This window comes from Enhydrobacter sp., assembly GCA_025808875.1.
Taxonomy (GTDB): Bacteria; Pseudomonadota; Alphaproteobacteria; order Reyranellales; family Reyranellaceae; genus Reyranella.
The window spans coordinates 3,502,278-3,514,781 of the sequence record CP075528.1; the positions used below are offsets into that span (position 1 = coordinate 3,502,278).

12 protein-coding genes are annotated in these 12,504 nt (G+C 67.6%); 9 read left to right on the forward strand and 3 right to left on the reverse strand.

Annotated elements, in window-relative coordinates; genetic code table 11:
• Positions 1-11 precede the first annotated feature (11 nt).
• Positions 12-1,184, reverse strand: coding sequence for a thiolase domain-containing protein (locus KIT25_17430; GenBank protein ID UYN93821.1), 1,173 nt, complete (start codon positions 1,182-1,184; stop codon positions 12-14).
• Positions 1,185-1,307: 123 nt separating this feature from the next.
• Between KIT25_17430 and KIT25_17435 the strand changes: the two genes are divergently transcribed.
• A complete protein-coding gene (locus KIT25_17435; protein UYN93822.1) occupies positions 1,308-2,120 on the forward strand; it encodes a metal-dependent hydrolase in 813 nt (270 codons plus the stop codon).
• A gap of 102 nt (positions 2,121-2,222) precedes the next feature.
• Here the strand turns inward: KIT25_17435 and KIT25_17440 are convergent, their stop codons facing one another.
• Entirely contained in the window at positions 2,223-3,437 is a 1,215-nt protein-coding gene (locus KIT25_17440) for an LLM class flavin-dependent oxidoreductase (GenBank protein ID UYN93823.1), read from the reverse strand.
• 62 nt (positions 3,438-3,499) lie between these two features.
• Between KIT25_17440 and KIT25_17445 the strand changes: the two genes are divergently transcribed.
• The 8 genes from KIT25_17445 (at position 3,500) to KIT25_17480 (ending at position 11,211) form a co-directional block, all read left to right on the forward strand.
• Positions 3,500-4,609 (forward strand): CoA transferase, encoded by a 1,110-nt coding sequence (locus tag KIT25_17445; GenBank protein UYN93824.1) that lies wholly within the window; start codon positions 3,500-3,502, stop codon positions 4,607-4,609.
• Entirely contained in the window at positions 4,606-5,733 is a 1,128-nt protein-coding gene (locus KIT25_17450) for a CoA transferase (protein UYN93825.1), read from the forward strand. Before KIT25_17445 ends, KIT25_17450 begins: the two co-directional genes overlap by 4 nt.
• The gene (locus KIT25_17455; GenBank protein ID UYN93826.1) at positions 5,733-6,686 is read left to right on the forward strand and encodes a nitronate monooxygenase; all 954 of its coding nucleotides are present in this window, start codon (positions 5,733-5,735) and stop codon (positions 6,684-6,686) included. Before KIT25_17450 ends, KIT25_17455 begins: the two co-directional genes overlap by 1 nt.
• A gap of 177 nt (positions 6,687-6,863) precedes the next feature.
• Entirely contained in the window at positions 6,864-7,976 is a 1,113-nt protein-coding gene (locus KIT25_17460; GenBank protein UYN93827.1) for an S-(hydroxymethyl)glutathione dehydrogenase/class III alcohol dehydrogenase, read from the forward strand.
• Positions 7,976-8,851 (forward strand): MBL fold metallo-hydrolase, encoded by an 876-nt coding sequence (locus tag KIT25_17465; GenBank protein ID UYN93828.1) that lies wholly within the window; start codon positions 7,976-7,978, stop codon positions 8,849-8,851. The genes KIT25_17460 and KIT25_17465 overlap by 1 nt, the downstream gene beginning before the upstream one ends.
• On the forward strand, positions 8,848-9,678 hold the full coding sequence (locus tag KIT25_17470) for an SDR family oxidoreductase (GenBank protein ID UYN93829.1): 831 nt from the start codon (positions 8,848-8,850) through the stop codon (positions 9,676-9,678). The genes KIT25_17465 and KIT25_17470 overlap by 4 nt, the downstream gene beginning before the upstream one ends.
• Positions 9,679-9,815: 137 nt before the next feature.
• Positions 9,816-10,358 carry a carboxymuconolactone decarboxylase family protein gene (locus tag KIT25_17475; protein UYN93830.1) on the forward strand — a complete coding sequence of 181 codons (543 nt, stop codon included), beginning with the start codon at positions 9,816-9,818 and terminating at the stop codon, positions 10,356-10,358.
• Between the two features lie 52 nt (positions 10,359-10,410).
• Entirely contained in the window at positions 10,411-11,211 is an 801-nt protein-coding gene (locus KIT25_17480; GenBank protein ID UYN93831.1) for an SDR family oxidoreductase, read from the forward strand.
• 263 nt (positions 11,212-11,474) lie between these two features.
• Here KIT25_17480 and KIT25_17485 read toward each other — a convergent pair whose 3' ends face one another.
• Positions 11,475-12,476 carry a hypothetical protein gene (locus KIT25_17485; protein ID UYN93832.1) on the reverse strand — a complete coding sequence of 334 codons (1,002 nt, stop codon included), beginning with the start codon at positions 12,474-12,476 and terminating at the stop codon, positions 11,475-11,477.
• Positions 12,477-12,504 lie beyond the last annotated feature (28 nt).

Consider the following 12,504-nt stretch of genomic DNA (forward strand, 5'->3'; position numbering starts at 1 on the left):
CGGCCATCGGACTACTCCCTCTCCAGAATGACGGTGGCGCTGCCGTGGCGCAGGCCGAGTGAGCCGCCGGTGCCGTGCGCGATGGCGAGGTCGCAGTTCTTCACCTGCACCTTGGGATGGGCCTCGCCCCTGAGCTGGCGCACCGCCTCGAGCACCTTGGTCAGGCCGCCCCGGTTGCCCGGATGGTTGCTGCAGAGGCCGCCGCCGTCGGTGTTGAAGGGCAGCCTGCCCTGGCCCGCGATCAGGTTGCCGTCGGCCACGAAGCTGCCGCCCTTGCCCTTCTGGCAGAAGCCGAGATCCTCGAGCTGCATCAGCACCGTGATGGTGAAGCTGTCGTAGATCGAGGCGTACTTGATGTCGGACGGCGTCACGCCCGCCTCGGCGAAAGCCGCCGAACCCGAGAAGCGCGCGCCGGAATAGGTGAGATCCACCTTGCCGCCCATCTGCGTCTTGATGAACTCCGAGGCGCCGATCAGCTTGACCTTGGGCCGCTTCAGCGAGCGGGCGATCTCCGGCGCCACCACGACGATGGCGCCGCCGCCGTCGGTGATGACGCAGCAATCGAGGCGATGCAGCGGATCGGAGATGACCGGCGAATTCACCACCTCCTCGACGGTGACGACATCGCGCAGCAGCGCATGCGGGTTGTGCTGCGCATGGTGCGAGGCGGCGACCTTGATCCAGGCGAGCTGTTCGGCCGCCGTGCCGAACTCGTGCATGTGGCGCATGGCGCACATGGCGTACATGTTCACCACCGTCGGGCCGTAGGGGAACTCGAACGGCTCGTCGGGCGTCGGCGTGCCGCCGCGGCTCCTCGGCACGGTGCCGGTCGCCATGCCCTCGGCGCGCGGCCGGCCGGCGAGCGTGATCAGCGCCACCTTGCACTTGCCCGCCGCGATCGCCTCGGCGGCGTGGCCGACATGGAGCACGTAGGACGAGCCGCCGGTGTCGGTCGAATCGACGTGGCGTGGCCGGAGCCCCATGTACTCGACCATCGACATCGGGCCGAGGCCCGGCGCGTCGCCGGCGCAGAAATAGCCGTCGACGTCGTCCTTGGTCAGCCCGGCGTCGGCCAGCGCGCCCTTCGCCACCTCGGCATGGATCTGCGCCAGCGACAGATCCTTGGCGAGCCGCGTCGGGTGCTCGTAGATGCCGGCGATATAGGCCTTGCCCTTGATGCTCATCGGCCGCCCGTCTCCTTCATTGTGCGGTGCACATGGTGGGCGATCCGATGCTCACAGGAAAGTGCGCTCTTTCGCTGCGGAAAACGGTGATACGCTGAAGGGGCGAACCGGGAGGCAAAAAAGATGATTGCTCGTCTCGTGGCGGTGCTCGTCGCCGCATGCCTCGCCTTTGCCGGCGCCGTCCACGCGCAGGGCAAGGCGGAGATCCTGTGGTACAGCCAGGCGGCCTTCAAGATCACCACGCCGGGCGGCAAGGTGATCCTGATCGATCCGTGGATCATGGGCGGCCCGCTGACGCCGCCGGAACTGAAGAACCTCGACCTGCTCGACAAGGTCGACCTCGTGCTGGTGACGCACGGACACGGCGATCATCTCGGCGACGCCATGACGATCTCCAAGAAGCACAACGCGCCGATCTGGGCGCCCGCCGGCCTCAACCAGATGCTCCTGACGCTCGGCCTGATGCCGGCCAACCTCGTGCCGCGCATGAACAAGACCGGCACCGTCGAGCCGTTCCCCGGCGTGAAGATCACCATGGTGCGCGCCGAGCACTCCTCGGAGATGCTGCTCAAGGATCCCGTCACCGGCAAGGACACGACCTATTCGGCCGGCGAGCCGGTCGGCTTCATCATCGAGCTCGAGAACGGCTTCAAGATCTACCACATGGGCGACACCGGCCTGTTCGGCGACATGAAGCTGATCGGCGAGTACTACAAGCCCGACCTGCTGCTGGTGCCGATCGGCGGCCACTTCGTCATGGATCCCAAGGCCGCCGCCTACGCCACCAAGGAGCTGGTCAAGCCCAAGATGGCGTGGCCGATGCACTACGCCTCCAACCCGATGCTGCGCGGCACGCCCGCCCAGTACAAGGAGGCGATGGGCCAGACGTCGATCCAGATCATCGACGCCAAGCCGGGCGACAAGAAGACGTTTTAGGGCGCGACGACTTTTCCTTGAATCAACTCGTCGGCCGGGCGCATACACCGCGTCGCTGCGGGCGCCGGGCCGCCGCGCAAAGCAAAAGTCATCGCGCCTTAGTCAGTCCCCCGCCACGTCGCGCGCGCCCGGCGTGCGTGCCCGGAATTCGTCGGGCACGGCGCGGCCGGCGTCGGTGAAGGCCTTCTTCACGGCTTCGACGTTGGGGCCGAAGATGCCCCTGCGGTTCTCCCTGGCCCATTCGTTCGAGCCGACGACGGTGTCGAGCGAGCCCTGGAAGCGCGGCATCACGTAGCGCGCGAACAGCTCGTAGGATCTCAGCGTGCTCTCGCGGCTCGCCCATTCGTGGGCGCGGAACAGGATGCCGCCGAAGCCGCCGTTGGAATAGCCGAGCAGACGCTCGATGCCCCTGGCCACCGTGTCGGGCGTGCCGACCAGGGTCGTGCCCATGGCGACGCCCTCGCGCAACGGATCGTCGGAGCGGCCGGGCGGACGGCCGAGCGTGTCCTCGAAATAAGTCACGGTCTCGTGCCGCTCGCCGACATGGACCTCGCGCAACGCCTGCTCGTCGTCCTCCGCGAGGTGGGCGTTGACGACGATGCGCCATTTCGTGCGGTCGGCCGTCTTGCCGTGCTTGGCCGCCGTCTCCTCGTAGATCGCCCACTGCTTGGCCATCGCCTCGGGCCCGCCCGGCAGGCCGGCGCCGATCGACAGCACGCCGACGCCGTGCTTGCCGGCCGCGATCATGCCCGATGGCGTGATGGTGCTGGCGCAGGCGATCGGGAAATGCGGATGGGAATAGGGCGCGAGGTGCAGCCGCGCCTCCCTGAGTTCGAACCAGTCGGTCTTCATGGTGACCGGCTCCTTGCATTCGAGCAGCCGCATGATGGCCTCGAGCGATTCCTCCATGCGCCGGCGCTGGGTGGAGGGCTCGATACCCATCATGTAGGCGTCGCTCGGCAGCGCGCCCGGGCCGCAGCCCAGCATGGTGCGGCCGCGCGACATGTGGTCGAGCTGCACGAAGCGGTTCGCCACCATCAGCGGGTGGTGGTAGGGCAGGCTGGTCACGCCCGAGCCGAGCCTGATGTAGCGCGTGCGTTCGATCGCGGCGCCGATGAACACCTCCGGCGAGGCGATGGTCTCCCAGCCGGCGGAATGGTGCTCGCCGATCCAAGCCTCGTCGTAGCCCAACTCGTCGATCCACTCGATCAGCTCCATGTCGCGCGCCATGCCGAGAGTCGGGTTCTCGCCGACGCGATGGAAGGGCGCGAGAAAGATGCCGAACTGCAGGCCCTTGTGATTGCCGGTCTGTGCCATGACTCCTCCGTAGACACGCGACACTAGCACGCGCCAACATGCGGCGTGACGAGTGAAAGTCGATGAACGAAAATTCCGCACTGCCGCTGGCGCGCTTCACGGTTCTCGAGATCGACGACGCTGGCGTGCCACTCTGCCTGCGACTCGCCACGTCGCTCGCCGGCAAGATCGCCGCCGATCTCGGCGCCGCGGTGCTCAAGATCGAACCACCCGACGGGGATCCGGTGCGCCGCGCGCCGCCGTTCCTGCCGCAAGGCGAAAGCGCGCTCTACCAGTTCCTCAACACCTCCAAGCGCTCGCTGGCGCTCGATCTGGCGAGCGACGCCGGCCGTGCGGCGCTGGCGCGCCTCCTGGACACCGCCGATGCCTGCCTGTTCGAGGAGCCGGCGTCGCTCGCCGCGTCGATCCGCGCCGGCAAGGCGACGCCGATCGAGATCGCCGCCTTTCCCGCCGGCATGGACGCATCGGTCCCGTTCAGCGCCCTCACGCTGACGGCGCTGAGCGGCATGCTGCACATGGTGGGCGAGCCCGAGCGCAAGCCGCTCAAGCTCGCCGGCCACCAGGCCTCCTATGCCGCGGGCCTCACCGCCTTCACCGGGCTGGCCGCCGCGCTCGCCGCGCGCGACGCCGGGCGCGCGGCGCCGACGGTGCGCGTGTCGCTCGCCGAGGTCATGCAGTGGGTCAACTGGAAGGCGGCGTCCGGCGCCGAAGCGACCGGTGTCTCGCCGGGCCGCGAAGGAAAGCAGTCGGAGTTCCAGGTCGTGCCGTGCCGCGACGGCCACGTCGCCGTCGTCTACACCGTCACGCAATGGCCCGCGACGCGCGACCTGATCGGCGACATCCGGCTGAAGGACGAGAAGTTCGCCACCCGCGCCGGCCGCCGAAAGCACGTGGGGGAGATGTACGCCATCCTGCGGCCGTGGTTTGCCGACAGGACGCGCGCCGAGATCCAGGCGGCGGCGCAGGCCAGGGGCGTGCCGTTCGGTCCGGTCTTCACGCCGCGCGAGCTGCTCGAAACCGAGCAGTACGTCGCGCGCGGCTTCCTCGCCGAGATGGCGCACCCGACGCTGGGCGCACTCCGCCTGCCGCAGCTTCCCGTGCAATGGAACGGCCGCTCGTTCGCGCCGCGTCCGGCGCCGGAGCTCGCTGCCGAAAAGAAGGTGGCGGCATGAGCGCGCGGCCGCTCGCCGGCGTGCGCGTGCTCGATTTCGGCCTGCTGACCGCCGGCGCCAACACCTCGGCCATGCTGGCCGATCTCGGCGCCGAGGTGCTGAAGATCGAATCGGGCGCCTATCTCGATCCCTTCCGCGTCGTCGGCAGGATGGATGACGGCGACGGCTGGTGGAACCGCTCGCCGCAGTTCCGCTTCACCAACCGCAACAAGCGCGGCCTGGCGCTCAACCTCAAGCACGCCGAGGGCCAGCGCGTGGTGCGCGAGCTCGCCGCGCACTGCGACGTCGTGGTCGAGAATTTCCGCCGCGGCGTGCTCGACCGCGCCGGCCTCGGCTGGCGCGACCTCTCCGCCGTCAACCCGCGCCTGGTCTTCGCCGCCATCTCGAGCCAGGGCGACACAGGCCCGGAGCGCATGAACGTGTCGTTTGGCAGCACGCTTGACGCCACCTCGGGCATCGCCGCGCTCACCGGCTACCACGGGGAGGAGCCGCGCATCTCCGGCATGGACGTGAACTATCCCGACCAGATCGTGTCGCTGTTCGCCACAGGGATGGTGATCACGGCGGTCATGGAGGCGCGCCGCAGCGGCAAGGGGGCCTTCCTCGATTTCTCCCAGCGCGAAGTCGCCTCGTTCACCTTGGGCGAGGAGATCCTGGCGGCGTCGGTCGACGCTTTGCGCCCGCAGGTGCCGCGCGACAACCACGAGGACGGCATCGCGCAGCAGGACGCCTATCGTTGCGCCGACGAACGTTGGATCGCCGTCACGCTCGACGCCGCCGATCCGGCACTCGAATCGTTCTGTGCCAGCCGAAGCAGCGCCGATGCCGTTGCGACTTTGTGCGCACGAGGCATCGCCGCCGCGTTGTGCCACGACGGCGCCGACCTGCTGCGCGATGCGACACTCGCCGGCGTCACCCTGGCGCGCGACGCCAGCGGCACCCTGGTCAAGGGTCTGCCGTACCGGCTCGACGGAAGAGGCATCGCCATCGAGCGGCCGGCACCGGATCTCGGCCAGCACACCGACGAAGTGCTGCGCGAGCTGCTGGGCTACGGCGATGGCGAGCTGGCGAGACTGAAGGAGGCCGGCGTCACAGCGACCGTGCCGGCGATCGGAGAGGTCTGATGGCGCGTGCCGAAGTCCGCCGGCTGATCGACCGCATGGCCGCCCCCATCATCGCCGCGCCGATGTTCCTGGTGTCCAATCCCGCGCTGACGCTCGCCTGCTGTGCCGAGGGCGTCATGGGCAGCTTCCCGGCGCATGGCACGCGCAGCCGCGAGGAGTTCCAGGCGTGGCTCGACCAGATGGTCGAAGGCATCGAGCGGCTGGAGGACGAAGGCCGCAAGCCCGCGCCGTGGGCAGTGAACCTGGTCGTGCACGCCTCCAACCCGCGCTATCCGGGCGATCTCGAACTGGTCGAGAAGTACAAGGTGCCGGTGGTGCTGACGTCGAAGGGCGCGCCGGGCGATGCCATCAAGCGCATCCACGGCTGGGGCGCGGTCGCGCTGCACGACATCGCCAACCGCCGCCACGCCGAAAAGGCGCTGGAGGCTGGCGTCGACGGCGTGATCGCCGTGGCGGGCGGCGCCGGCGGCCACACCGGCACGATCAATCCCTTCGCGCTGATGAACGAGGTGCGCCAGCTCGGCGGGGATTTCGCCATCGTGCTGGCGGGTGGCCTCACCACCGGCCGCGACGTGCTGGCGGCCGAGACCATGGGCGCCGATCTCGCCTACATCGGCACGCGCTTCATCGCCACGCGCGAGGCCATGGCCGCCGACGCGCACAAGCAGATGATTCTCGACACGCGCGCCACCGACGTCTTCCTGTCGGCCTCGATCGACGGCGCGCCGGCCAACTGGCTGACGCCGAGCCTCATTGCCGCCGGCATCGACCTCGACGTGCTGCGCACCACCTTGCCCGGCAAGGTGGTGAGCGCGCACGACAACAAGAAGCGCTGGAAGGACATCTACACGGCGGGCCACGGCGTCGGGAATATCGCCGACATCCCGCCCGCATCAGAGCTTTGCCGCCGGCTGATCGCGCAATATCGGGAGGCAAAGCGCCAGGTCGCCTAACTTCTCTGTCATCCTGAGCGCAGCGAAGGATCTCACGCTGGCGGCAGACTCGGTGATCGTTCCGTTAGGTCCTTCGCTTCGCTCAGGACGACAAGGGACTTCCGCTTCGCGCAACGACGCCGGTAGCGTACTCCTCGCCCCTGCTCTAGGCTTGCCGCCCACAGACGGGAGCGGCGCGTGAAGACCAAGGCAGCGGTGTGTTTCGAGGCCGGCAAGAGCCTCGAGATCGAGATGGTCGACCTCGAGGGACCGAAGTTCGGCGAGGTGCTGGTCGAGATCAAGGCGTCGGGCGTCTGCCACACCGACGAGTTCACCCGCTCCGGCGGCGATCCCGAGGGGCTCTTTCCGGTGATCTTCGGCCACGAAGGCGCGGGCGTCGTCGTCGATGTCGGGCCGGGCGTGATCTCGCTCGAGAAGGGCGATCACGTGATCCCGCTCTACACGCCCGAATGCCGTGCCTGCAAAAGCTGCTTGAGCGGCAAGACCAATCTCTGCACCGCGATCCGCGGCACGCAGGGCCAGGGCGTGATGCCCGACGGCACCTCGCGCTTTTCGCTGAAGGGCAAGAAGATCCACCATTACATGGGCTGCTCGACCTTCGCCAACCACACGGTGCTGCCCGAGATCGCGCTGGCCAAGATCCGCCCCGACGCGCCGTTCGACAAGGTCTGCTACATCGGCTGCGGCGTGACGACGGGCATCGGCGCCGTCATCAACACCGCCAAGGTCGAGGCCGGCGCCAACGTCGTGGTGTTCGGCCTGGGCGGCATCGGGCTCAACGTCGTGCAGGGCGCGCGCATGGTCGGCGCCAGCAGGATCGTCGGCGTCGACCTCAACCCCGCGCGCGAGGCGCTGGGACGCAAGTTCGGCATGACCGACTTCGTCAATCCCGAGACGCTCGGGGACAAGGACCTGGTCGCCCATCTCGTCGAACTGACCGACGGCGGCGCCGACTATTCCTTCGAGTGCGTCGGCAACACCAGGCTGATGCGCCAGGCGCTGGAGTGCTGCCATCGCGGCTGGGGCAAGTCGGTGATCATCGGCGTCGCCGGGGCCGGCCAGGAGATCGCCACCCGCCCCTTCCAGCTCGTCACCGGCAGGGTCTGGATGGGCACCGCGTTCGGCGGCGCCAAGGGCCGGCGCGATGTCCCCAAGATCGTCGACTGGTACATGGACAAGAAGATCGACATCGATTCGCTGATCACCCACGTCATGCCGGTCGAGAAGATCAACGACGCCTTCGATCTGATGCACGAGGGCAAATCCATTCGCAGCGTGGTGACCTTCTGATGAGAAAGATCGGCAACGCCACCATCGAGAAGGTCGAGGAGATCTGCGGCCCGGGCTTCAAGCCCAACCGCATGTTCCCGAAGTTCGACAAGGAGGCCTTCGACGCCCAGAAGGGCTGGATGCTGCCCGACCACATCGAGGCCGGCTCCGACCGACTGGTCGGCAGCGTGCATACCTGGGTGGTCAAGACCGGCCGCCACACCATCCTGATCGACACCTGCCTCGGCAACCACAAGCAGCGCCACAATCCCGGCTGGAACAACCTCGACACGCCGTTCCTCGAGCGCCTGAAGGCCTGCGGCTGCCCCGCCGAATCGGTCGACTTCGTGATGTGCACGCATTTGCACGTCGACCATGTCGGCTGGAACACCAGGCTGGACAACGGCCGCTGGGTGCCGACCTTCCCCAACGCGAAGTATCTCTTCGCCAAGCGCGAGTACGCGCACTGGGAGAAGGAGCGCAAGACGGTCGGCGCCGAGGTCAACGGCGGCTCGTTCGACGATTCGGTGCTGCCCGTCGTCGAGGCCGGCCGCGCGGTGATGATCGAGAGCGACCACCAGCCCGACCCGCTGCTCACCATCGTGGACTATCCCGGCCACACGCCGGGCTCGATCGCCATCAACCTCAAGGATGGCGGCCGGCAGGCCTGCTTCTCGGGCGACATCATGCACCACCCGATCCAGGTCTATCATCCCGACTGGTCGAGCCAGTTCTGCTGGGACCAGGAGATGTCGGCCAGGTCGCGCCGCAAGCTCCTCGAGGATTGCGTCGAGAGCAATGCGCTCCTCTGCCCCGCCCACTTCCCCGGCGCCAATGCGGGCTACATCAAACCCGAGGGCAACGCGTTCAAGATCGAATGGGACGTGCTCAAATGAAGGAGGACGACGAAGGCCTCGAGGGCAAGGTCGCCATCGTGTCGGGCGGCGGCGCGGCGGGCGACGGCATCGGCAACGGCCGCGCCGCGGCGATCCTGCTGGCGCGCGCCGGCACCCGCGTGCTGGTGGCCGATCGCGACAAGAAGCTGGCCGAGCGCACCGCCGAGATGATCAAGGCCGAGGGCGGCCACGCGCTCGCCCATGCCGCCGACGTCACGAAGGAAAAGGAGTGCCGCAACCTGGTCGACGCCGCGGTCGATCACTGGGGCCGGCTCGATTTCCTCGACAACAATGTCGGCATCGGCAGCCGCGGCTCGGTCGTCGACGAGAAGCCCGAGGAATACCGCCGCGTCATGCAGGTCAACGTCGAGACGATGTTCCTACTCTGCAAGCACGCCATTCCGGCGATGATCAAGACCACCCCCGACAAACCGGAGGGTGGCGGCGCCATCGTCAACATCTCCTCGATCTCCGCGCTCCGGCCGCGCGGCCTCACCACCTACACCGTCTCCAAGGCGGCCGTGATCGGCCTCACCCAGGCGATGGCGGTCGATCACGGCAAGGATCGCATCCGGGTCAACTGCATCTGCCCCGGGCCGATGTACACGCCCATGGTGGCGGTGCGCGGCAACACGACCATGAGCGAGACGGCGCGCGCCCGCCGCGCCCAGGCCTCGGTGCTCAAGATCGAGGGCACCGGCTGGGACATCGGCAATGCCGTGCGCTTCCTGCTGAGCGACCGCGCCCGCTACATCACCGGCCAGGTCCTGGTGGTCGACGGCGGCGTGACATTGCAGGGGCCGGAGCGGGATAGTGAAGGTCATTGAGTTCTCATGTTCCTCTCCCCCGCTAGGGGGAGAGGCGAGGAGAGGGGGTTACAAGAGCTTTCGAAGCCCCCTCTCCTAACCTCTCCCCCTAGCGGGGGAGAGGAATAAGAAGAAGAGGAAAAGGAGGAAACAAAAGAATGGCCCGCCTGCCCTATCTCGAGCCCGACCAGGTCGCGCCCGAGTATCGCGACATGCTGAAGCGCAACACCAACCTGCACAAGCTGCTGGTCAATTCGCCGGACATGGCCAGGGCGTTCAACGGCATCGGCAACTTCATCCGCTTCAAGAGCAGGCTCGATCCCCGGCTGCGCGAGCTCGCCATCCTGCAGGTCGGCTGGCTGGAGAAGTCGGAGTACGAATTCACCCACCATGTCAGGATCGGCCGGGAGTTCGGCGTCACCGACGACGACATCCAGGGCATCTTCGACGAGACCGCGGGCAAGCCCTCCAGGCTCGAGCCGTTGGCCAAGGCGATCCTCAAGGGCGCGCGCGAGATGACGCGCGATCTCGCCATGACCGACGCGACCTTCGCGGAAATAAAGCAGCATCTCTCCAACGAGCACATGACCGATCTGGTGCTGACCATCGCCTTCTACTGCGCCGTGGTCCGCGTGCTGGCGACCATGAAGATCGACAACGAGCCCTACTACAAGGAAGTGCTGCAGCAATATCCGCTTTAGCTTCAAGCCTCCTCTCCCCCGCCAAGGGGAGAGGAATAAGAGGGAGAAGAACATGCGCCTCAAGGACAAGGTCGCCATCGTCGTCGGCGCGGGCCAGAGCCCGGGCGAAGGCATCGGCAACGGCCGCGCCACCGCGCTCACCTTCGCGCGCGAAGGCGCCCGGGTGCTGTGCGTCGACAATCGGCTCGCGTCCGCGCAGGAGACCGTCGACCTGATCGAAAAGAACCAGGGCACCGCGCTCGCCTTCCAGGCCGACGTCACCAAGGCCAAGGACATCAAGGCCATGGTCGCCGAGGCGATGGGCAAGTGGGGCCGCATCGACGTGCTGCACAACAATGTCGGCGTCAGCCTCGCCGGCGGCGACGCCGAGCTCGACAAGATCACCGAGGAGGCGTTCGACCGCTGCGTGGCGATCAACCTCAAGAGCTGCATCCTCGCCTGCAAGGAGGTGCTGCCGATCATGCGCCGGCAGAAGAGCGGCGCCATCATCAACATCTCCTCGATGGCGGTGATCACCACCTACCCCTACGTCGCCTACAAGGCGACCAAGGCGGCGATGGTCAGCTTCACCGAGCAGCTCGCCTACCAGAACGCCGAGCACGGCGTGCGCGCCAACGTGATCCTGCCCGGCCTGATGAACACGCCGATGGCCGTCGACACCCGCGCCCGCGAATGGGGCAAGACCCGCGCCGAGGTCGAGGCCGATCGCGATTCCAAGGTGCCGCTGCGCCACAAGATGGGCACCGGCTGGGACGTCGCCAACGCCGCCCTGTTCCTGGCGTCGGACGAGGCGAACTTCATCACCGGCGTGACCTTGCCGGTCGATGGTGGAGCGAGTGTGAGGCGGGGCTGAGTCCGGACAACAAGGACCGGATATTTCGACTGCTTCATCCATTCGTGAAAGCACTCGACGACATACTGGGCTGTGACGATCTCAACAACCTGCTTCGTCGCCATCCCGGCGTTGAGACGTCTAACTTTAAGTTGTGGCTGACAAGCACCGCCGTAATACAGCCTGTGCTACACAATGCTGAGCATTTTCAGACAGAATTCGAAGTTGATCGCGTCCTAAATCGGCTACCACTAACCTATGCATCCTGTAATTGAATAACTACCCTACCTTAACAACTCCTGTGCGTTCGCCAGCGCCCAGGCATCGACCAGCACGTTGCGGTCCGACTTGAGCGCTGCAAGATGCGCCTCGCGCACGACGCGGCGCCAGGTCTCCGACGGCTCGATATCGGCGCGTGCGGTGAGGCCGAAATCGGCGGGGGAGCGGCCGAGCTTGGGCAGCGCTGCCCAGAGCTGGTCGCGGGTCGTCGCGGTGACCTGACCCGGCGAGCCGCCCGGCCATTCCTTGGGCGAGGCGATCTTGAAGCATTCGCCGAGCTCGCCGTCCTTGGCCACCCGCACCGGCCCACCGTCGTCGGCCTCGGTGAGCGCGAAGTAGCCGGTCATCGGCAGGCCGGGCCGCTCGCGCAGCACGGCGACGCCGTCGCGGTAGCAGACCACGCCGCCGCGCGCCCGCTCCTGCACCACGGCGCCCGCCACCACGAAGTTGCCGCCGGCGACCTGGCGGATGCCGGGCCGTGCTTTCTTGTCTTCCGGTGCCTGCGTCGGCAGCCCCCAGAAGAGGCCGCGCAGGCACTGGTCGAACCTGGCAGGCGACGCGCCGCTGACCTGGATCGCGGTCTTGCAGGCGCTCGCCATCCAGCTCATCAGCCGCGCCGGCGTCGGATTGAGCGTCGCCACCTCGACCGTGTAGGCGACGTCCTGCCCCGGCCCGGCGACGCGCTCGGTGTACTGGCAAAGGCGGAGCTGCGTGCCGGAGGGATACTGCCGGAGCCACGGCCACTCCGACGGATGGTGCGAGAAGACGCGCTTCCACGGCGCGGGCGCCGACCAGTTGGCGTGCTGGCCGACGATCACCGTGCCGCAGGTCGCCTGCGGCGAGACCGGCGGCGCCAGCACCGAGCGGCGCATCGTGTCCTCGACCTGGCCGCGCAGCTCCGCCGGGAAGTCCTGGGCGGCAAGCTGCTGGGCGCCAGCGGGCGCAGCGGCGGCGAGGCCGAACGATGCAGCGCATGTGACAATGAAGGGGCGGCCGAGACGGGCCATGGCATGTCCTCCGGCTCGATGCTCCCGA

What these genes read in the sequence shown, in the direction of transcription:
- KIT25_17430 (UYN93821.1), bottom strand. Translation starts at nt 1,184, where the DNA reads ATGAGCATCAAGGGCAAGGCCTATATCGCCGGCATCTACGAGCACCCG.
- KIT25_17435 (UYN93822.1), top strand. Translation starts at nt 1,308, where the DNA reads ATGATTGCTCGTCTCGTGGCGGTGCTCGTCGCCGCATGCCTCGCCTTT.
- KIT25_17440 (UYN93823.1), bottom strand. Translation starts at nt 3,437, where the DNA reads ATGGCACAGACCGGCAATCACAAGGGCCTGCAGTTCGGCATCTTTCTC.
- KIT25_17445 (UYN93824.1), top strand. Translation starts at nt 3,500, where the DNA reads ATGAACGAAAATTCCGCACTGCCGCTGGCGCGCTTCACGGTTCTCGAG.
- KIT25_17450 (UYN93825.1), top strand. Translation starts at nt 4,606, where the DNA reads ATGAGCGCGCGGCCGCTCGCCGGCGTGCGCGTGCTCGATTTCGGCCTG.
- KIT25_17455 (UYN93826.1), top strand. Translation starts at nt 5,733, where the DNA reads ATGGCGCGTGCCGAAGTCCGCCGGCTGATCGACCGCATGGCCGCCCCC.
- KIT25_17465 (UYN93828.1), top strand. Translation starts at nt 7,976, where the DNA reads ATGAGAAAGATCGGCAACGCCACCATCGAGAAGGTCGAGGAGATCTGC.
- KIT25_17470 (UYN93829.1), top strand. Translation starts at nt 8,848, where the DNA reads ATGAAGGAGGACGACGAAGGCCTCGAGGGCAAGGTCGCCATCGTGTCG.
- KIT25_17475 (UYN93830.1), top strand. Translation starts at nt 9,816, where the DNA reads ATGGCCCGCCTGCCCTATCTCGAGCCCGACCAGGTCGCGCCCGAGTAT.
- KIT25_17480 (UYN93831.1), top strand. Translation starts at nt 10,411, where the DNA reads ATGCGCCTCAAGGACAAGGTCGCCATCGTCGTCGGCGCGGGCCAGAGC.
- KIT25_17485 (UYN93832.1), bottom strand. Translation starts at nt 12,476, where the DNA reads ATGGCCCGTCTCGGCCGCCCCTTCATTGTCACATGCGCTGCATCGTTC.